The organism is Falsiroseomonas sp. HW251 (genome assembly GCF_050563545.1).
GTDB lineage: Bacteria > Pseudomonadota > Alphaproteobacteria > Acetobacterales > Acetobacteraceae > Falsiroseomonas.
On the sequence record NZ_JBNXUM010000014.1, the window covers coordinates 48,199 to 66,337 of the forward strand.

Annotated in this window: 23 protein-coding genes; 9 read left to right on the forward strand and 14 right to left on the reverse strand. The window is 72.8% G+C overall.

Going from position 1 to position 18,139, the window contains the following annotated elements:
- Nucleotides 1–29: 29 nt before the first annotated feature.
- Nucleotides 30–530: a Fur family transcriptional regulator gene (locus ACLF3M_RS17720; protein WP_430658289.1), complete on the reverse strand. Its 501-nt coding sequence runs from the start codon at nt 528–530 to the stop codon at nt 30–32.
- A 108-nt stretch (nt 531–638) separates the two neighbouring features.
- Nucleotides 639–1,100 carry a MucR family transcriptional regulator gene (locus tag ACLF3M_RS17725; RefSeq protein ID WP_430658290.1) on the reverse strand — a complete coding sequence of 154 codons (462 nt, stop codon included), beginning with the start codon at nt 1,098–1,100 and terminating at the stop codon, nt 639–641.
- 200 nt (nt 1,101–1,300) lie between these two features.
- Between ACLF3M_RS17725 and ACLF3M_RS17730 the strand changes: the two genes are divergently transcribed.
- Nucleotides 1,301–1,531, forward strand: a complete 231-nt coding sequence (locus ACLF3M_RS17730; RefSeq protein ID WP_430658291.1) for a sulfurtransferase TusA family protein — start codon at nt 1,301–1,303, stop codon at nt 1,529–1,531.
- On the opposite strand, the gene ACLF3M_RS17735 is transcribed toward ACLF3M_RS17730, so the two are convergent.
- The 5 genes from ACLF3M_RS17735 to ACLF3M_RS17755 all read right to left on the reverse strand — a co-directional run bounded on the left by ACLF3M_RS17735 (nt 1,518) and on the right by ACLF3M_RS17755 (nt 4,559).
- Nucleotides 1,518–1,943, reverse strand: coding sequence for a GNAT family N-acetyltransferase (locus tag ACLF3M_RS17735; protein WP_430658292.1), 426 nt, complete (start codon nt 1,941–1,943; stop codon nt 1,518–1,520). The genes ACLF3M_RS17730 and ACLF3M_RS17735 overlap by 14 nt on opposite strands.
- A complete protein-coding gene (gene tsaB, locus ACLF3M_RS17740) occupies nt 1,940–2,572 on the reverse strand; it encodes a tRNA (adenosine(37)-N6)-threonylcarbamoyltransferase complex dimerization subunit type 1 TsaB (protein WP_430658293.1) in 633 nt (210 codons plus the stop codon). The genes ACLF3M_RS17735 and tsaB overlap by 4 nt, the downstream gene beginning before the upstream one ends.
- A gap of 7 nt (nt 2,573–2,579) precedes the next feature.
- Nucleotides 2,580–2,897 carry a type II toxin-antitoxin system RelE/ParE family toxin gene (locus ACLF3M_RS17745; RefSeq protein ID WP_430658294.1) on the reverse strand — a complete coding sequence of 106 codons (318 nt, stop codon included), beginning with the start codon at nt 2,895–2,897 and terminating at the stop codon, nt 2,580–2,582.
- Complete coding sequence (locus ACLF3M_RS17750; protein ID WP_430658295.1) at nt 2,894–3,061, reverse strand: hypothetical protein; 168 nt, start codon at nt 3,059–3,061, stop codon at nt 2,894–2,896. The genes ACLF3M_RS17745 and ACLF3M_RS17750 overlap by 4 nt, the downstream gene beginning before the upstream one ends.
- Nucleotides 3,062–3,227: 166 nt before the next feature.
- Complete coding sequence (locus ACLF3M_RS17755) at nt 3,228–4,559, reverse strand: aspartate aminotransferase family protein (protein ID WP_430658296.1); 1,332 nt, start codon at nt 4,557–4,559, stop codon at nt 3,228–3,230.
- A 144-nt stretch (nt 4,560–4,703) separates the two neighbouring features.
- Here ACLF3M_RS17755 and ACLF3M_RS17760 point away from each other — a divergent pair, with 144 nt between their 5' ends.
- Complete coding sequence (locus tag ACLF3M_RS17760; RefSeq protein WP_430658297.1) at nt 4,704–5,111, forward strand: hypothetical protein; 408 nt, start codon at nt 4,704–4,706, stop codon at nt 5,109–5,111.
- Nucleotides 5,112–5,114: 3 nt separating this feature from the next.
- Here ACLF3M_RS17760 and ACLF3M_RS17765 read toward each other — a convergent pair whose 3' ends face one another.
- Both ACLF3M_RS17765 and ACLF3M_RS17770 read right to left on the reverse strand, forming a co-directional pair.
- Nucleotides 5,115–5,732: a YfbM family protein gene (locus tag ACLF3M_RS17765; RefSeq protein ID WP_430658298.1), complete on the reverse strand. Its 618-nt coding sequence runs from the start codon at nt 5,730–5,732 to the stop codon at nt 5,115–5,117.
- A gap of 39 nt (nt 5,733–5,771) precedes the next feature.
- Nucleotides 5,772–5,963 carry a hypothetical protein gene (locus ACLF3M_RS17770; protein WP_430658299.1) on the reverse strand — a complete coding sequence of 64 codons (192 nt, stop codon included), beginning with the start codon at nt 5,961–5,963 and terminating at the stop codon, nt 5,772–5,774.
- Here ACLF3M_RS17770 and ACLF3M_RS17775 point away from each other — a divergent pair.
- Nucleotides 5,962–7,197: an MFS transporter gene (locus tag ACLF3M_RS17775; protein ID WP_430658300.1), complete on the forward strand. Its 1,236-nt coding sequence runs from the start codon at nt 5,962–5,964 to the stop codon at nt 7,195–7,197. The genes ACLF3M_RS17770 and ACLF3M_RS17775 overlap by 2 nt on opposite strands.
- A 73-nt stretch (nt 7,198–7,270) precedes the next feature.
- Here ACLF3M_RS17775 and ACLF3M_RS17780 read toward each other — a convergent pair whose 3' ends face one another.
- The 3 genes from ACLF3M_RS17780 to ACLF3M_RS17790 form a co-directional block, all read right to left on the reverse strand.
- The gene (locus tag ACLF3M_RS17780) at nt 7,271–7,444 is read right to left on the reverse strand and encodes a hypothetical protein (protein WP_430658301.1); all 174 of its coding nucleotides are present in this window, start codon (nt 7,442–7,444) and stop codon (nt 7,271–7,273) included.
- Between the two features lie 116 nt (nt 7,445–7,560).
- On the reverse strand, nt 7,561–8,175 hold the full coding sequence (locus ACLF3M_RS17785) for a Maf family protein (RefSeq protein ID WP_430658302.1): 615 nt from the start codon (nt 8,173–8,175) through the stop codon (nt 7,561–7,563).
- Nucleotides 8,172–9,071, reverse strand: a complete 900-nt coding sequence (locus tag ACLF3M_RS17790; RefSeq protein WP_430658303.1) for a pyruvate, water dikinase regulatory protein — start codon at nt 9,069–9,071, stop codon at nt 8,172–8,174. Before ACLF3M_RS17790 ends, ACLF3M_RS17785 begins: the two co-directional genes overlap by 4 nt.
- A gap of 420 nt (nt 9,072–9,491) precedes the next feature.
- Between ACLF3M_RS17790 and hemE the strand changes: the two genes are divergently transcribed.
- The 3 genes from hemE to ACLF3M_RS17805 are packed head-to-tail and all read left to right on the forward strand — an operon-like array spanning nt 9,492 to nt 11,924.
- On the forward strand, nt 9,492–10,553 hold the full coding sequence (gene hemE / locus ACLF3M_RS17795; RefSeq protein WP_430658304.1) for a uroporphyrinogen decarboxylase: 1,062 nt from the start codon (nt 9,492–9,494) through the stop codon (nt 10,551–10,553).
- Nucleotides 10,554–10,557: 4 nt separating this feature from the next.
- A complete protein-coding gene (locus ACLF3M_RS17800) occupies nt 10,558–10,968 on the forward strand; it encodes a VOC family protein (RefSeq protein ID WP_430658305.1) in 411 nt (136 codons plus the stop codon).
- Nucleotides 10,969–10,970: 2 nt separating this feature from the next.
- Nucleotides 10,971–11,924 carry a Bug family tripartite tricarboxylate transporter substrate binding protein gene (locus ACLF3M_RS17805; RefSeq protein ID WP_430658306.1) on the forward strand — a complete coding sequence of 318 codons (954 nt, stop codon included), beginning with the start codon at nt 10,971–10,973 and terminating at the stop codon, nt 11,922–11,924.
- Here ACLF3M_RS17805 and ACLF3M_RS17810 read toward each other — a convergent pair.
- On the reverse strand, nt 11,893–12,378 hold the full coding sequence (locus ACLF3M_RS17810; RefSeq protein ID WP_430658307.1) for a MerR family transcriptional regulator: 486 nt from the start codon (nt 12,376–12,378) through the stop codon (nt 11,893–11,895). The two genes, ACLF3M_RS17805 and ACLF3M_RS17810, sit on opposite strands and share 32 nt — an antisense overlap.
- Before the next feature lie 63 nt (nt 12,379–12,441).
- Here ACLF3M_RS17810 and ACLF3M_RS17815 point away from each other — a divergent pair, with 63 nt between their 5' ends.
- On the forward strand, nt 12,442–14,631 hold the full coding sequence (locus ACLF3M_RS17815) for a heavy metal translocating P-type ATPase (protein WP_430658308.1): 2,190 nt from the start codon (nt 12,442–12,444) through the stop codon (nt 14,629–14,631).
- Between the two features lie 46 nt (nt 14,632–14,677).
- Nucleotides 14,678–16,231 (forward strand): ATP-binding protein, encoded by a 1,554-nt coding sequence (locus tag ACLF3M_RS17820; RefSeq protein WP_430658309.1) that lies wholly within the window; start codon nt 14,678–14,680, stop codon nt 16,229–16,231.
- A 23-nt stretch (nt 16,232–16,254) separates the two neighbouring features.
- On the opposite strand, the gene ACLF3M_RS17825 is transcribed toward ACLF3M_RS17820, so the two are convergent.
- Entirely contained in the window at nt 16,255–17,064 is an 810-nt protein-coding gene (locus ACLF3M_RS17825) for an IclR family transcriptional regulator domain-containing protein (protein ID WP_430658310.1), read from the reverse strand.
- An 85-nt stretch (nt 17,065–17,149) separates the two neighbouring features.
- Here ACLF3M_RS17825 and ACLF3M_RS17830 point away from each other — a divergent pair, with 85 nt between their 5' ends.
- A complete protein-coding gene (locus ACLF3M_RS17830; protein WP_430658311.1) occupies nt 17,150–18,136 on the forward strand; it encodes a Bug family tripartite tricarboxylate transporter substrate binding protein in 987 nt (328 codons plus the stop codon).
- The last annotated feature ends 3 nt before the right edge of the window (nt 18,137–18,139 follow it).

The window sequence follows — 18,139 nt, forward strand, 5'->3', positions numbered from 1 at the left end:
GGACGGCACGCCCTGCTTCCTCGGCGCGCTCACTTCTTGCGGCCCGTCCTGGCCGGGCCCTCGTCCCGGCGGCCGTACAGTTCCAGCCGCTGGCCGATCAGGCCGAAGCCGAGACGCTCGGCGATGGCGCGGGCGAGGCGCTCGAACTCGGCGTCCTCGAACTCGATGACCTTGCCGGTGTCCACGTCGATCAGATGGTGGTGATGGCCGCGGTCGGTGGGGTCGAAGCGGGCGCGGCCGCCGCCGAAGTCGCGGCGCTCGACGATGCCCTTCTCCTCCAGCAGGCGCACGGTCCGGTAGACCGTGGCGACGCTGATCCGGGCGTCGAGCGCGCTGGCGCGGCGATAGAGTTCCTCGACGTCCGGGTGGTCCTCGGCCTCGGACAGCACGCGGGCGATGAGCCGGCGCTGGCCCGTCATCTTCAGGCCGCGCTCGACGCAGAGCCGCTCGATCCGGGAGGGATCGGGACGCGGGCCTGGCTGGCGCGCGGCGCCGCCATGGCCCGGGGGATGATCGGTGTCGCGATCCATGCGCGGGACGGCGGCCTCCCGCCGGCATCAGGCCGGCTGGCGCCCTCCATAGACCTCGGCGGGCCGCCCGACCAACCCCGTCGGGGAAGGGCGGACGGCCGGGCCGGGTCAGCCCTCCGAGGCGGCGGCGCGGCCGCGGCCGCGCGTCGGCGGCGGCGGCGGGGCCTTCCGCGGCTTGGTGCCGAGGCCGATCTTCTTGGCGAGCGTCGAGCGATGCTTGGTGTAGTTCGGCGCGACCATCGGGTAGTCCGCGCTCAGGCCCCATTTCTCGCGGTACTGGTCGGGCGTCAGGTTGAACGCGGTCTTGAGGTGGCGCTTCAGCATCTTCAGCTTCTTGCCGTCCTCGAGGCAGATCAGATACTCTGGCGTGATCGACTTCTTGATCGGCACCGCGGGCTGCGGCTTTTCCGCTGGCGGCGCCGCGGGTTGCCCGAGCGTCTGCAGCGTGCGGTAGACCTCCTGGATTACGTTCGGCAGGTCGGTGATCGAGACCGGGTTGTTCGAGACATGGGCCGATACGATTTCCGCCGTCAGCCCGAGCAGGTCCTGGTTCGCCGAAGTGTCGGCCATGGCTCTTCCTTCCCTGTCCTCGCCCAGAACCGTCGTCGTCAATATGCCGGTATATTGACGCGAACGGCGTCGCGAGTGGCTCGGGACAGGCACCGCGCCGATTCGCAGCGCCGATATAGTGCCAGGAATGGGTAGGATGCAATAACGGTTACGGCGTACACCCTTTTGATGATGGCAACTTCCGCGGGTATACCAAAGAAATGGACGACGATACCTCGCTCGATATCACCGCCGAGACTTGCCCCATGACCTTCGTTCGCGTTCGTCTGGCGCTCGACCGCATGCCGACGGGGCAGGTGCTGCGCGTTCGCCTGAAAGGCGAGGAGCCCCGCCGCAACGTCCCCCGCACCGCGGCAGAGCAGGGGCATGCGGTCGAGGCGCAGGAGGAGCAGCCGGACGGCACGCTCCTGGTCCGGATCAGGAAGGGCTGAGGTCCCGCCGCAGAACCAGCGCGTCGGCGCCGTCGGGATAGTAGCGTCGGCGTCGCCCCGCCTCGGCGAAGCCGGCGGCGGCATAGAGCGCGCGGGCGGCGGCATTGGCTTCCGACACCTCGAGGAACATTGCAGCGGCGCCGCGCAGGACAGCCTGCGCCATGGCGCCGGCCAGCAGCGCGCCGCCGAGGCCGCGACGGCGATGGCCTGGCGCGACGGCGAGCGTCAGGATCTCCGCCTCATCCGCCGCGACGCGGGCCAGCACGAAGCCGCCTTTGGCATGGAGGCCGAAGGCGCCCGGCATTTCCAGCATCAGCCGGATCGCGTCGGCACCCCAGCGCCCGGTTGGCGGGAAGGCCTTGGCATGGAGCGCGGCCAGCGCCGGCGCGTCCTCGGGCGCTGCCGGCCTCACGGCATCCGGACCGCCGGCGGCTCCGCGTAGAGCGGCGCGGCGTCGCGCGGCGGGATGGCCCCGGCCAGGCGCAGCGCGGCGACGCGCGCGACGGCGCCGGCATCGGGCAGGCGGCTGTCGGTCAGCACGGCGTCGGCATCGCGCGCGAGCAGCCGCGCCGCGACGACGGGCGCGGCGTCGCCCACCACCGCGACGGCCCCTGCCGGCTGCGGCAGGTCATGCTCCGCCAGCACGACGGGCAGCGCAGCGACCAGGCCCGAGACGCGCTCCAGCGCGACGCGGCCGCGCTTGGTGTCCACGGCCGACCAGACTTCGCCCGCGCGCAGCGCCTCCGGCAGGGCGGCGGCCAAGGCTTCGCCAGTGGTGACGCCGACCAGCGGAAGGTTCAGGCCGAGCGCGATACCCTCGGCCAGCGCAATGGCGGCGCGCAGCCCGGTGAAGCCGCCAGGGCCGACGACGACGGCCACCGCGTCGGGGGTTCCGGCTTCCAGCACCGCGGCCGCCATGGGCGGCAGCGCGGTGGGCTGGATCCGCTCGCCGGCCTGGGCGCGATGCGCCACCACGACCCCGTCCGCCCAGAGGGCGACGGAGGCACGGGCGAGCGAGCCGTCCAGGGCGAGGATGCGCATCGCGCGCTCAGTCCTCGGGCAGGTGGCGGGTGGGGTCCATCGCCTCGTACAGGAGGCGCAGGACCAGGATGCGGCCGGGCTCGGCGCGGTAGAACCGGGCGTGGCAGGAAGGGCGCCGAAGGGGGAGGCGGCGGATCGAAGGGTGGCCGGCGACGGGAAGGGTGCGGATGCGATCCGGGCCGTCACGCAGGTCGCGAACGGCGGCCCTGATCCGTTCGCGATGGAGCGCCGCCTGGGAGTTCCCGAGGTTCGACGTCGTCCAGCGCAGGACGTCGCGGATGTCGTGCCGTGCGGCAATCGCGATATCGACCGTCCAGTCCGTCACTCCGGGGTGTCGAGCGACTTCATGAAGGTGTCGAGATCCGCGTCGCTGCGGATTGTCGTGTAGCGCCCGGCTCGGAAATCGGCCTCGGCTTCCTCGATCGCGGCGTCGAAAGGCGAGGGGCCGACGGGTTTCCACCGCGGCGCGGTCCTCGTTATCGCCCGCATGCACGCGAGCCGGGAGGGGGAGCGCCAAGCCTATTGGGGGCGTGGTCGTCATTCTCCCACCAGCCGTGCAGCGCTGACGCCCCGCAGCCGGCCTCCGTCTCCGCGGCGCGCTGCGGCGCGTCGCCGCCGCGCAGCGCCTCCCGGGCCCATGGCGCGCCGCCGCGACCTAAGCCGGCACCGCCCGGATCGCCTCCGACAGCGTCCCGAAGATGCGGTCGACGTGCCCGTTCTCGATGATCAGCGGCGGGGACAGCGCGACAATGTCGCCGGTGACGCGGACCAGCACGCCTTCGTCGAAGCAGCGGCGGAAGATCTCGGTCGCGCGGGCGCCCGGCTTGCCGGCGCGGGGTGCCAATTCGATGCCGGCGATCAGGCCGATGTCGCGGACATCGATGACGCCGGGCTCGGACCGCATCTCGTGTGCCGTCTTCTGCCAATAGGGCTCGATCGCCTTGGCGCGGCCGGGCAGGTCCTCGGCGCGGTGGAGTTCCAGCGTCGCGATCGCCGCGGCGCTCGCCAGCGGATGGCCGGAATAGGTGTAGCCGTGGAAGAGCTCGATCCCCGCGGGCACGCCGTTGACGATCGCATCGTAGATCGCGTTCGACGTCGCCACCGCGCCCATCGGCACCGCGGCATTCGTGATGCCTTTGGCCATGGTCATGATGTCCGGCGTGACGCCCAGCCGCTCCGCGCCGAAATTGGTGCCAAGCCGGCCGAAGCCCGTGATGACCTCGTCGAAGATCAGCAGGATGCCGTGCTTCGTGCAGATCTCCCGCAGGCGCTGCAGGTAGCCGACGGGCGGCACCAGCACGCCGGTGGAGCCTGCCACCGGCTCGACCATCACGGCGGCGATGGTGTTACCGTGCAGCGCGACCAGGTTCTCCAGCACGTCCGCGAGCTCCGCGCCATGCGGCGGCTCGCCCTTGCTGAAGGCGTTCTTCGCAGGCAGGTGCGTGTGCGGGAGGTGGTCCACATAAGGGAGCTGCGCGCCGAATTGCTGGCGATTGGGGCCGATGCCGCCGACCGACATGCCGCCGAAGCCGACGCCGTGGTAGCCGCGCTCCCGCCCCACCAGCCGCACACGCTGCGCGTCACCGCGCGCGCGGTGATAGGCGAGCGCGATCTTCAGCGCGGTGTCCGCGGCCTCCGACCCCGAGTTCACGAAGAAGACGCGGTCCATGCCCTCCGGCGTGATCTCGGCGACGCGCGCCGCGGCCTCGAAGGCGATGGGGTGGCCGAGCTGGAAGGTCGGCGCGAAATCCATCACCGCGGCCTGGCGCTGGATCGCCTCGGTGATCTCCTTGCGGCCGTGGCCGGCGTTGCAGCACCACAGGCCCGCCGTGCCGTCCAGGATCTCCTTCCCCTCCGGCGTGAAATAGGACATGCCCTCGGCGCGGGCGAGCAGGCGCGAGGTCTGGCCCTTGAAGTACTTGTTGTCGGAGAAGGGCATCCAGAAGGCGTCGAGGTTGTTCGGGCGTGAGGGCCGGATCTCGTTCATCGCTGCATATCCTGACGGGCAGGCGCACATCACCGCCTTTGCCCGCCCGCCGCAAGCCGCGCGGCGCGGAATCGCATTGCGTGAACAGGACCCACAGCGGGTAGCCTGCCCGGCGAAGGGTCCATAGGCGGGGGAACTGACGGCGTGTCGCAGGGCAGCGTGGCCATCGAGTTCCAGGGCAGGCCGCAACGCGGGGAATGGGCGCTGGCCGACGGCGTGCTGACGGTCACGCACGAGTCCGGGCGGCGCCGCGCGGCGCTGCTGGACAGTGCGCCGGAGGATCTCGCCGCCCCGCTGCTGCACGACATCCTGCGCAGCGCCACCTTCACCGAGGCGCCGGAGGACAGGCGCGGCCGGCTCTATGCCGACGGCTCGGCCTATACGACGCTGGCCTTCTTCGTCGGGACCTGGGGCTGGCTCGGCTGGGCCTTCGGCTGGCCCGGCATCCTGCTGGGCTGGCTGCCCGGCATCCTCGTCGGCGGCATGGCGGGGATCGTCTGGCCCGTCGCGGTGCCGGTCGCGGCGCTGGCGCTGGGGTGGTGGCTGTTCTGACCCTCAGCCCTGCCAGACCAGCAGCCCGTCGCCGCGCGCGGCGGCCTGGCTGACGAAGCCGCGCAGCCGCGCGGCGTAATCGAGCAGGTATTCCAGCGGCGAGAGCTCCTCGCCCGGCCGTGGCGGGCGTGTCCAGATCACGTCGGGATAGAGCCGCAGCCGCGTCATCGCCGCGGGATCGTAGCGCCGCGCGAGCTCCGCCGGCGGCAGGCGATCGAGGAAGTCCGCGATCGCGCGAACCTCCGCCGGGCGGAAGGCGCGCGCGGGGCTGTCGAGCTCCGGCCCGTCATCCCCGGCCTCCTCGATCTCCTCCCCGCCCTCGAGCAGGAAGCAGCCCGGCGCCGCCCCGCCCTCCGCAAGACCGGTGAAGAGGAAGTGCAGGCCGTGCCAGGCCTTGTCGAGATCGAGCTCGTCCTCACGCTCCGGCTCCGGCGGGGGTGGCGCGATCGCGGGCCCGGGCTCGGCGGACGCCTTCCAGAGCCAGGAGACGAAGCCGCGCAGCCCGCCGGGCTGGGGCGGCGGGGCGGGGCCGGACAGCATCGCGCCGAGGTCGAGCTCGCCGGCGAGAAGGCGGTCGAGATCCCGCTCCGTCACGCGGCGCAGCATGCAGGTGATGCCCATCGGCGGCATGTTGCCATGCCGCGCCGGTCGCGTCGCCGGTCAGGCGAATTGCGCGCGCAGCCAGGCCGCGCAGGCGTCCGTGGCCGCGCCCGGCGGCGATCCCGGCGCGACGCGCGTGTAACGCCCGCCACCCTCGACGCGTGAGGGCGGCTGCGCGAAGCTCGCGTGCATCACGCCACGCCGGCGCGAGGAGGAACGCCATCCCCAGGGATGACCGGGACGCGGCGGCATGACGCCGTCGCGCTGGATCGGGGCGACGTCGCCCTTCCGGGTCCGTAGCTACCGCTACCAGTGGTTGGCCGACCTCGCGACGTCATGGGCCTTCGAGATGGAGACCGTGATCCTCGGCTGGTACATCGCGGTCGAGACGCAATCCGTCGTGCTGGTCACGCTGTTCGGTGCGCTGCAGTTCCTCGGCACGCTGGTGGCGCCACTGTTCGGCCTGGCCGGCGATGCGATGGGGCATCGGCGCGTGCTGATGCTGATGCGCGCTTCCTTCGCACTGTTCGCAACGCTGCTGATGGCGCTGGCGCTGGGCGGCCTGCTGTCGCCGGTGCTGGTACTGGCGGTGGCGGCCGTGGCGGGGATGATCCGGCCATCCGACACCGGGCTCCGCACCGTGCTGATCGGCGAGATCGTGCAGAACGACCGGCTGATGAGCGCGATCAGCCTGTCGCGCATCACCACGGATTCCGCGCGCATCGGCGGCGCGCTGGCGGGCGCCGGGATGGTCGCCGTGCTCGGGATGGCGGGTGCCTACCCCGTGGTCGTGGCGTTCTACCTCCTGGGAATCCTGCTGCTTCTCGGCGTGCGTCCGGCGGAGCGCGCGCCGCGCGCGGCGGGATCGCCGCTGGGCGGCCTGTGGCAGGCCGCAAAGGCCGTGTGGGAGGCACCGGTCCAACTCGCCGCGATGCTCGTCGCCTTCCTGGTCAACCTGACGGGCTACCCCTTCACACTGGGGCTGCTGCCCTATGTCGCGCGGGAGGTCTACGGCACGACGCAGGCCGGGCTCGGCAGCCTGGCCGCGGCGGTGGCGGCGGGGGGGATCGCCGCGTCGTTGCTGCTCAGCCGCATGGGGGCGGCGGTGAAGCCGGCGCGGATGATGCTGGTCTTCAGCATCGCCTGGCACGCGCTGCTGATCATCTTCGGCCAGGTCGGCAGCATCGCCTGGGGCCTGCCGTTGCTGCTGGTGATCGGGGCGATCCAGATGTTTTGCGTGCTGCCGATCTCGGTGCTGCTGCTCCAGGGCATGGCGCCGGCGCTGCGCGGGCGGATCATGGGGATGCGCACGCTGGCGGTCTACGGGCTGCCGATCGGGCTGATGATCGCGGGGCCGCTGATCGAGCGGATCGGCTTTCCCGCGACCACGGCGCTGTACGGCGTCGCCGGCATCGCGGCGACGCTGCTGATCCTGCTGACCTGGGGCGGGCAACTCTGGCACCACCACGAGCGGGCGCGAGGCTGACGCGCCGCCACGCGCCCGGCCTGGGCCGCGCCAGGCGATCAGGACGATCTCGGCCGGACCGACCGGGCCAACCTCAGTCGTTCTGCGGCGGGTCCGCGGTGCAGTAGCCGCCGGCGTCGATCATGAAGGGCGGCGGGCAGTAGCCCTCGTTGCCGGGCGTGATCGCACCGGGCGCGCAGGCCGACAGGGTCACAAGGAGAAGCAGCAGGACCCAGGGCTGCATGGCGTGTCGGATCGGGGGTCGCATGGGGGCTCCGGGGCTGGGTGGAGCGAAGGAAAGTCCGCGCGCCGGCCGGCGTTCCAGGCCCGCACGCTGCGATGATGGCATGATCGAGCCGCGGGGCAGTATTCCGGATTGTAAGGCTACCCCCGCAAGACCCCGTGCTGCCGCAGGAAGCCCAGCAGCTTCGGCATGGGCAGGCCGAGGATCGCGCTGTGCTCGCCCTCGATCCGGCTGAAGAGGTGCACGCCCATCGCCTCCAGCCGGTAGGCGCCGACCGAGCCCAGGATCGCCTCGCCCTCCGCGGCGAGATAGGCGTCGAGGAAGGCGTCGGAGAAGTCGCGCATGGTCAGGCGCGGGGTGGTCACGTCCTGCCAGATCCGCGCCCCGCCGCGCCAGGCGACGGTCGCGGTGACCAGGCGGTGCGTCCGGCCGCGCAGCGCCAGAAGCTGCGCGCGCGCGGCCGCCATGTCGGGCGGCTTGTCGAACCAGCTGTGGTCGCAGACCAGCAGCTGGTCGCAGCCGATCACCAGCGCGTCGGGCACGCGGCGGGCGATCCGCTCGGCCTTGGCCTCGGCGAGCATGACGGCGGCGTCCTCGGGCGGAATGCCCTCGGCCTGGGCGGCCTCCTTGATCGCGCTTTCGTCCACCGCGGCGGGCAGCGCCTCGAAGCGCAGCCCGGCGCGGTCCATCAGCATGCGCCGCGCCGCAGATTGCGACGCCAGGACGAGGACGGGCTCCTCGGCCTGGATCGTCACGGGGCGTTGCCGCCGAGCACGCCGGCCGCCGGGTCCTCCGGGACATGGGGCTGGGTCGGCTGGCGCCGGCGCGCGTGCCAGGCCTCCATGAGCTGCAGGACGGTCGCCGCGGTCTCCTCGATCGAGCGGCGGGTGACGTCGATGACCGGCCAGCCGCGCTGGGTGCAGAGCCGGCGCGCGTTCTGGATCTCGGCCTTCACGGCGTCGTGGTCCACATAGTCCGTGGTGTCCTGGCGCACGCCATGCGCGCCGATCAGGCGCAGGCGGTGGCGGCGGATCTCGATCAGCGCGCCGGCCTCGATATGCAGCCCGACCACCGGGCAGGGCGCGTCGTTGAGCTCGTCGGGCAGAACGGCGCCCGGGACGATCGGGACGTTGGCCGCCTTGATGCCGCGGTTGGCGAGGTAGAAGCAGGTCGGCGTCTTGCTGCTGCGGGACACGCCGACCAGGCAGACATCGGCCTCGGCGATGCCGGCGGCGCCCTGGCCGTCGTCATGCGCGAGCACGTAGTGCATGGCGTCGATCCGGCGGAAGTAGTCGGCGTCCATGACGTGCTGGGCGGCCCGCTTCTCCCGCGCGCGCTCGCCGAGCTCGGCCTGGAGGAGGTCCATGACGGGGTCGAGCACGGAGTGGAAGGAGACGCCGAGGCGGTTGCAATGCTCCTCCAGCGCGTGGCGCAGGCTGCGGTCGGCGACGGTGAAGAGCACCAGGCCGGGCTCGGCCTCGATCCCGTCCAGCACGCGGTCGAGCTGCAGGCGGGAGCGGATCAGCGACCAGCGGTGATGCACGACATGCGGGTCGTCGAAGCGCGCGAGGGTGGCGCGGGCGATGGAGTTCAGGGTCTCGCCGGTGCTGTCGCTGACGAGATGGAGGTTGACCGTGCGGGTCTGGGCCATGGGCGTTCCCTATCGGGAAACGGGGATGATGGGGAAAACCCGGCCCGGTCAAGGCCGGGGGGGCGAAAGCCGGGGGAAACGCCGCGTCCGGCCGAACGCGGGAGAAGATTCCGGTGGATCGCCCGGGGGATCGGGACGGGGCCGGAATCACGGGCGGAGTCAGCAGCTTGGCATTCGAATCTCGCGTGGAAGACCCTGTGGATGAAGCACGCGCGAGGGCCAATCCCCGATGCCCACAGGCCCAATAGCACTCCACCCCCTTCAAGGATTCAAAGTCTTTAGGGATGATGGCCGGGCCGGCGCCTGGAACCGGCCCGCATCGGATCGTCGAAGGGCATCGCCCGGAGACGTGACTCCGATGCGCAGAACGGAATGAGGCTCTTGGAGGTTCGGTTGGCGGCAGAGGCAGAGGCGCCCGCAATGGATGCCGGTACGACGGGCGAGGCGCGCAAGCCGCTGCTCAGGGCGCTGTCGGGGGAGGCCGTGTGGCCCCCGCCGATGTGGCTGATGCGCCAGGCCGGGCGATACCTCCCGGAGTACCGCGAGGTCAGGAAGCAGGCCGGCGACTTCATCGCGCTCTGCACCACGCCCGACCTCGCGGCCGAGGTCACGATCCAGCCGATCCGCCGCTACGGCATGGATGGGGCGATCCTGTTCTCCGACATCCTGATGGTGCCCTGGGCGCTCGGCCAGGGGCTGCGCTTCGCCGAGGGCGAGGGGCCGGTGCTGGACCCGCTGCGCGACGCGACGGCGGTCGCCTCGCTGGAGCTCGACAAGGTCCGCGAGCGCGCCGCGCCCATCTTCGAGACGGTGCGGCTGACCCGCGCGGCGCTGGCGGCGCATGCGCCGAAGGTCGCGCTGATCGGCTTCGCCGGCAGCCCCTGGACCGTCGCCGCCTACATGGTGGAGGGGCATGGCTCGAAGGACTTCCGGACCGCGCGCGGCATGGCCTATGCCGACCCCACGCTGTTCGGCCGGCTGATCCGCACGCTGGTGGACGCCACCACCGACTACCTGCTGGCGCAGATCGAGGCCGGCGCCGAGGCGGTGATGCTGTTCGACAGCTGGGCCGGCATGCTGCCGCCAGGTCAGTTCCGGCGCTGGGTGATCGAGCCCTCGGCGGCCATCGTGCGGAACGTGAAGCGGGTGCATCCCTCGATCCCGGTGATCGGCTTCCCGCGCCTGGCCGGCCCGCTGATCGGCGAATACGCGCAGCGCACGGGGGTCAACACCGTCGCGATGGACACGGCGATGGATCCGCGCCTCGCGGCATCCCTCGTGCCGGCGAATGTGGGGCTGCAGGGCAACCTCGATCCGCTGTCGCTGGTCGCTGGTGGGATCGCCCTGGAGACCGAGGCGCGGCAGATCCTGGCGGCGATGCGGGGGCGTCCCTTCGTCTTCAACCTCGGCCACGGGATCGAGAAGGAGACGCCGCCCGAGCATGTCGCGCAGCTCGTGCGGCTGGTGCGGAGCGGCGGCTGAACCGATGGCGAAGCCGCCCTTCATCGAGCAGAACGTCGTCTGGCTCTACACCGACGACCTCGAGCGTCACGCCGCCTTCTATCGCGACGTGCTGGAGCTGCCGCAGGTGCTGGACCAGGGCGTCTGCCGCGTCTTCCAGGTCAGCCCGACGGGCTTCCTCGGCGTCTGCAACAAGGCGGGGCGTCCGCGCGGCACGAAGGGCATGATGTTCACCTTCCTCGTCGAGGACGTCGAGGCGGCCTACCGCTACTACAAGGCGCGCGGCGTCGCCTTCGACGGGCCGCCCGACATGCTGGGCGGGCGCACCGTCTATTCCTGCTTCTTCCGGGACCCCGAGGGCTACTGGCTGGAGATGCAGGAGTTCAATGACCCGCGCTGGCCCTATCCGCCGGGCCGCGGGCCGCGGAGGGCGTGACCATGCGACGACGCGGCCTTCTCGCTGCCGGGGCGCTGCTGCCGCTGCCGGCCCTCGGGCAGAGCTTCCCGGCGCGGCCGGTCCGCCTTGTCGTGCCCTGGGCACCGGGCGGCGCGACGTCGAACATCGCGCGCATCGTGGGCGACGCGATGGCGCCGCACCTCGGCCAATCCGTGGTGCTGGATCATCGCGCCGGAGCGGGCGGCGCGATCGGGTCGGAGAACGTCGCGAAGTCGCCGGCCGATGGCTATTCGATCCTGATCGCCGGCGCGGGCACCTTCTACCGCCCCGCCATCGAGCGCGACGTGCCCTTCGATCCCGCTCGCGACTTCGGCTTCGTCGGCCCGGTCGGCGACGGCCCCTTCGCGCTGGTGGTGCGCAACGGCCTGCCCGACACGCTCCCCGGCTTCATCGCCGCGGCCCGCGCCCGGCCGGGCAGCTTCAACATGGCCTCCTCCGGCCAGGGCTCGACCAGCCACCTGGCGGGCGAGGCCTTCAACACGGCCGCCGGGATCACCGCGACGCATGTGCCCTATCGCGGCGCGGCACCGGCGATGGCGGATCTCGTCGGCGGGCGCGTGGACTACTACTTCGACGCCTTCTCGACCGTGCTCGAGAATGCACGGGCGGGACGGATCGGGCTGCTGGGCGTGACGACGCCGGTGCGCGCGCCGCAGGTGCCGGACGTGCCGACGCTGATCGAGGCCGGGCTGCCCGGCTTTTCCATCGCGCCGTGGTGGGGGCTGGTCGGCCCGTCCGGCATGCCTGAGGCCGCGGTGGCGCGGCTTTCCGCGGCGCTGGAGCGCGCGCTGGCGCAGCCGGCGGTGCAGGACGCGCTCGGCGCGCAGGGCTGCCGCGCCTTCTTCCTCGCGCCCGGCGCCTTCGCGGATTACGTCCGCGCCGAGGACGCGAAATGGACCCGCGTCATCGACGCCGCGGGGCTGCGCGTGCGGTAGACGGCGCCGCGCCGCCTGCCCCGCCATGCGCGGGATCGGCGCAATGGCCATGCGCTGCATCGGCCAGCACCTCGATCACCCGGCAGGTCGCGACGCTGCCGTGTTGGTGCGCCGTCATCCGCTCGAGCTCGGCCTCCAGGGACCGCAGCTTTGCCAGCCTCTCCCGCACCGCGGCCAGATGGCGGCGTGCGATGGCGTCCGCGCCCTCGCAGGGCGCATCCGGCGCGGCGTCGGCCAGGCGCAGCAACTCCCTGATGTCGTCCATGCCAAAGCCGAGCTCCCGCGCGTGGCGGATGAAGCCGAGTCGGTCGAGATGCTTCCGGGCATAGAGCCGGTGGCCGCCCTCGGTGCGCAGCGGCGCGGGCAGCAGGCCCTCGGCTTCGTAGAAGCGGATGGTGGTCGCCTTCACGCCGGTGGCGCGGGCGAGGTCGCCGATGGAGAGCGCTTTCGTCATCGCCGGGTTATATGGCGATTCCGGGCTTGAACCTCCAGTCGCTGGAAGTCCCATAAGGGCCGCATGGACAGCACCACGCGGCTGAACTGGCGGCTCGAGGGCATGGATTGCGCGGCCTGCGTCGCGAAGGTGACGCATGCGGTGGAGCGCCTGCCCGGCGTCTCGGGTGTCACGGTCAGCCTGTTCGGCAGGAGCCTCGCCTTCGACCTGGCCCCGGGCCAGACCGAGCCCGAAGCCGTGGCGCGGCAGGTCCGCGCGCTGGGCTATGGCGTGGCGACCGAGCCGCCGGCGGGCGACCATCACCACCATCACGACGATGACGAGGACGGCGCGCCCTGGTGGAACACCGCCAGGGCGCGGCTGGTCTGGATGCTCGGCGCGCTGGTGGCTGCGGCCTGGATCGCGGCGCATCTCGTGCCGTCCGCGTCCCATGCGCTCTACCTCGGTACGACGCTCGCCGCGCTGTTCCCATTCGGCCGCCGCGCCGTCGCGCTGGCCCGCGCGGGCAGCCCCTTCTCCATCGAGACGCTGATGGTCGTGGCCGCCCTCGGCGCCACCGTGATCGGCGCGGCGGAGGAGGCGGCCTTCGTCGTGCTGCTCTTCGCGGTGGGCGAGATGCTGGAAGGCGTCGCGGCGGGCCGCGCGCGGGCGGGCATCAAGGCGCTGGTCGCGCTGGTGCCGCGCACCGCGCTGCGGCGCAAGCCGGACGGCACGACGGAGGAAGTGCCGGCCGAGAGGCTCGCGATCGGCGACCTCGTGCTGGTGCGGCCGGGCGACCGCGTGCCCGCCGACGGCGTGGTGACAGAAGGCGCCTCGGCGCTGGATGAGAGCGCGGTGACCGGCGAGAGCATGCCGGTCGCGCGCGGGGTCGGGGATCGCCTCGTCGCCGGCAGCGTGAACGGCGAGGCCGCGCTGGTTATGCGCGTGACCGCCGCTGGCGAGGGCAGCACGCTCGCGCGCATCGCGAGCCTGGTGGAGCAGGCGACCGCGACGCGCGGCCGCACCCAGCGCTTCATCGAGCGCTTCGCGGCCTGGTGGACGCCAGGCGCGATGGGGGTTGCGGCGCTGGTCATGGTCGTGCCGCCGCTCGTGGACGGGGAATGGCTGACCTGGGTCTATCGCGGCCTGGCGGTGCTGTTGGTGGCCTGTCCTTGCGCGCTGGTCATCTCGGTGCCGGCGGCGATGGCGTCGGGCCTGAGCGCCGGCGCGCGGCGCGGGCTGCTGGTCAAGGGCGGCGCGGCGCTGGAGGCGCTGGGCGGCGCGCGGACCATCGCCTTCGACAAGACCGGCACGCTGACGGAAGGCCGCCCGCGCATCGTCGCGATCGCGACGGCCGGCGGCGTGGAGGAGGACGAGCTGCTGCGCCTCGCCGCCGCGGTGGAATCCGGCTCCTCCCACCCGCTCGCCCGCGCGCTGCGCGAGGAAGCGCGGCGCCGCGGCATCGGCTTTCCCGCCGCGCGTGCCGCCGCCGCGATCCCCGGCAAGGCCGTCGCCGCGACGGTCGAAGGACGGCGCATCGGCGTCGGCAGCCCGGCCTGGGCGGCGGAAGGCGGCGTCGCACTGCCGCCCGCGCTGGAGGCCCAGCGCGAGAGGCTGGAGCAGGAGGGCCACTCCCTGGCGGTGGTCACGGCGGACCGCGCCGCGATCGGCCTGGTCGCGATCCGCGACGAACCCCGCCGCGACGCGGCCGCGGCGCTGGCGCGGCTGCGGGGGATGGGCATCGCGACGGTGATGCTCACCGGTGACAACCCGCGCACCGCGGCGGCGATCGGCGCCGTGCTCGGCATCGAGCCGCGCGCAGGGCTGCTGCCTGACGGCAAGCTCGCGGCGATCGCGGCGCTGAAGGCACGCGGCCCCGTCGCGATGGTGGGCGACGGCATCAACGATGCGCCGGCTCTCGCGGCGGCCGATGTCGGCGTCGCGATGGGCGGCGGCACCGATGTCGCGCTGGAGACCGCGGATGCCGCGCTGCTCGGCGGGCGCCTGGGCGGGATCGCCGATCTCGTCGCGCTGTCGCGCGCGACGCTGGCGAACATCCGCCAGAACGTGGCGATCGCGATCGGGCTGAAGGCGGTGTTCCTGGCGACGACGGTCGCGGGGGTGACGGGACTGTGGCCGGCGATCCTGGCCGATACCGGCGCGACCGTGCTGGTCACGCTGAACGCGCTGCGGCTGTTGGGCTGGCGGCCGCCGGCCGGGACGCCTCGTCTCGCGTCGCGGTTGCGGAATTTCGGGGAAACGCGCGTCCGATAATGTCTCAACAACTTGCCGTGAGCGGCCGCTCCCGGCAGATAGGCGCATGATCTCCGCCACCTCCCATCCGCGGGAGGCCGAGCGCCTGGCCGAACTGCACGCGCTCCTCGTGCTGGACACGGCTCGCGAGCCCGGCTTCCAGGCGCTGACGGCGCTTGCCCGCGGCATCGCGGGCTACGAGATCGCGCTGATCGGCCTCGTGGACGACGACCGGCAGTGGTTCAAGGCGTGCGACGGGCCGTTCTGCGCGACCGAGACACCTCGCGGCCTGGCCTTCTGCGCCTGGACGATCCTGGGCGAGGAGCCGCTGGTGATCCCCGACCTGTCGGCGGATCCGCGCTTCGCCGCCAACCCGCTGGTGACCGGGCCGCCCTTCATCCGTGCCTATTGCGGCATGCCGCTCGCGCCGAGCGCGGGGCTGCCGGTCGGCACGCTCTGCCTGCTTCACACCGAGCCGCACGAGCCGACGGCGGAACAGCTGGCGCAGCTCCGCCAGGTCGCGGCCGCGGCGACGGCGTTGCTGCGCAGCCGCGCGCGCAGCGAGGCGGTCTCGATGATGAGCCACGAGCTGCGCAACACGCTGCAGGGCATCGTCGGCATGGCGGGCGTGCTGGCCGCGACGCCGGGCCTGCCGCCGAAGGTCACGACGCGGCTGCGCATGATGGACGAGGCCGCGGGCCAGCTGACGCGGCTGGTCAATGACAGCCTGGAATATGCCCGGCTCGAGGCCGGGGCGGTGACACTGGAGAACGCGCCCTATTCGCCGGCGGCGGAGCTCGACGCGGTGCTGGCGCTGCTGCGCCCGCAGGCCGAGGCGAAGCTCGTCGCGCTCTCCGCCTCGGTCGGGCCGGAGGTGCCGGTGGAGGTTACGGGCGATGCCGGGCGGCTGCGCCAGGTGCTGCTGAACCTCGTGGGCAACGCGATCAAGTTCTCGCCGGGGGCAGCGGTCTCCGTCGTGCTGCGCGCTGCGCCGGGGCGGCTGCTGTTCTCGGTGCGCGACAGCGGCATCGGCATGACGCCGGCGCAGATGGCCCGGCTGTTCGAGCGCTTCGGGCAGGCCGATGCCTCCACGGCGCGCCGCTTCGGCGGGTCCGGGCTGGGCCTGGTGATCTGCCGCCGCCTGGTCGCGCTGATGGACGGGCGGATCGAGGTCGAGAGCGAGCCCGGCACCGGCACCGAGTTCCGCTTCGACGTCGCCGCGCCGGCGGCGAACGCCAGCCCTGCGGCGCCGCCGCCCGCGGTCGCCACGGGGCTGCGCATCCTGCTGGCGGAGGACACGCCGGTGGTGCGCATGGTCACGATGCATGCGCTGCGCGGGATGGGGCATGAGGTCGAGCTCGCCGCGGATGGCGAGGAGGCGGTGGCCGCGGCGGCGGGGGGCGGCTTCGACCTCGTGCTGATGGATCTCGAGATGCCGCGGCTCGGCGGCATGGACGCCACGCGGCGCATCCGCGCGCTCGCGGGCGCACGGGGGCATGTGCGCATCCTCGGCCTGACGGCGGAGCGGTCCGAGGCGACGGACGCTGCCTGCCGCGAGGCCGGCATGGACGGCGTGCTGCACAAGCCGCTGCGCCCGGCGCAGCTCGCCGCGGCCCTTTAGCCGGCCATCCTCCAGCGCTGCGCCTACCGCCCCGCCAGCGCGGCGCCGATGGACGCGGCGGTGGCGCGCATGGCCGGCAGCCAGGCCTCCTTCATGGTGGCGAGCGTCGTCCGCACGACCTCGGAACTCATGCCGAGCGCGGCGACGGTGCGGCCAGCGGCCATCACCGGCACGGCGATGGACCTCATGCCGAGCGCGGTCTCCTGGTCGTTCAGCGCGAAGCCTTCCGCTGCCACGCGATCGAGCGCGGCGCCGATCGCGTCGGGGTCCGCCAGGGTGTGCGGCGTCAGGCGGTCCGGCGCGATGCGGGCGACGCGCGCTTCGCGTTCGGCCGCGGGGAGCGCGGCCAGCAGCACCTTCCCCACCGAGGTCGCCTGGGCCGGCAGCCGCGTGCCGACTGCCATGTAGTCCCGCGCGAGCGCCTGGGCCGAGGAGCGCGCGACATAGACCACCGCGACCTCGTCCAGCACCGCCAGCGAGGATGACCCGCCGGTCTGCGCCGACAGCGCGCCCAGCAGCGGCTGCGCGATCGCCGCCAGCGGCAGCGAGGCGAGATAGGCATAGCCCAACTGCAGCGCGCGCGGCCGCAGCGAGAAGCGCGTGCCGTCGCTGCCGACATAGCCGAGGCTCGTCAGCGTGCGCAGGATGCGCTGCGCGGCGCCCGGGCTGATGCCGGTGCGGCGCGCGACCTCGCTCAGCGTCATGGCGGGATGGGCCTCGTCGAAGGCCTCGATGGCGGCAAGGCCCTTGGCGAGGGTGCGCAACTCCTCGCGCGGGAGGTCGGCGTGGCGCGACAGCGGCTGCGGCCAGGGCAGCTTCGTTGACAGGGGCATGAGAAGAGGTTCAGCGTCCTTCCGCATAACGGATAGACTTCCGCAATGCGGAAGTCCAGGGCCGAGAGGTCCCAGGAGGAAGGTCATGCTGCGGCGTCGCCCCGTCGGTCTCGCCTGTCTCGGCATGCTGGCCGGCGCGGCGTCCCGCGTGCCAGGCGCGCTGGCCCAGGGGCGCTATCCCGACAGGCCCGTGAAACTCGTGGTGCCCTATGCCGCGGGCACGGCCACGGACCTGGCGGCGCGGCAGCTGGCCGGCGCGCTTGGGGACGTGCTGGGCCACCGACCGGTGGTCGAGAACCGCGGCGGGGCCGGCGGCATCGTCGGCGCCGAGGCCGTCGCGCGCAGTGCGCCCGACGGCTACACGCTGCTCTTCGCGGGCAGCCAGACGCATGCGATCAACGTCAGCCTCTATCGCACGCTGCCTTACGACCCCGTCGCCGACTTCACGCCGGTGGCGCGGCTGGCCAGCCAGCCGATGGTGCTGGTGGTGCCAGCCAGCCTGCCGGCGCGCAGCGTGGGGGAGCTCGTGGCGCTCGCGCGGGCGCGGCCGGGGCAGCTCAACTACGCATCCTCGGGCATCGGCACGACGGCGCATCTGTCGGGCTCGGCGCTGTCGAAGCAGGCCGGCATCGACATCACCCATGTGCCCTACAGCAGCGGCGGGCAGTTGTTCGCGGAGCTGCTGGCCGGGCAGACCTCGATGATGTTCTACCCCTGGCAGCCGCTGAAGCCGCATGTCGACGGCGGGCGGTTGCGCGTGCTGGCCACGGCGGGGCCGTCGCGCCCAGCCTGGCTGCCGGACGTGCCGACGATGCAGGAGCAGGGATTTCCTGACTTCGTCATGACGTCCTGGTTCGGCATCTTCGGGCCGGCGGGCATGCCCGCCGATCGCGTGGACGTTTTCGCCGATGCCGTGCGGCGGTCGCTGGAGAGCCCCGAGATCATCGCGGGCTTCGCCGCGGCCGGCACCGATCCCTTCTTCGCCGCGCCGGCGGCGTTCATGCCCTTCATCGCCGCCGAGATCGAGCGCTACCGCAAGGTGGTCGCCGACAGCGGCGCGCGCGTGGAGTAGCGC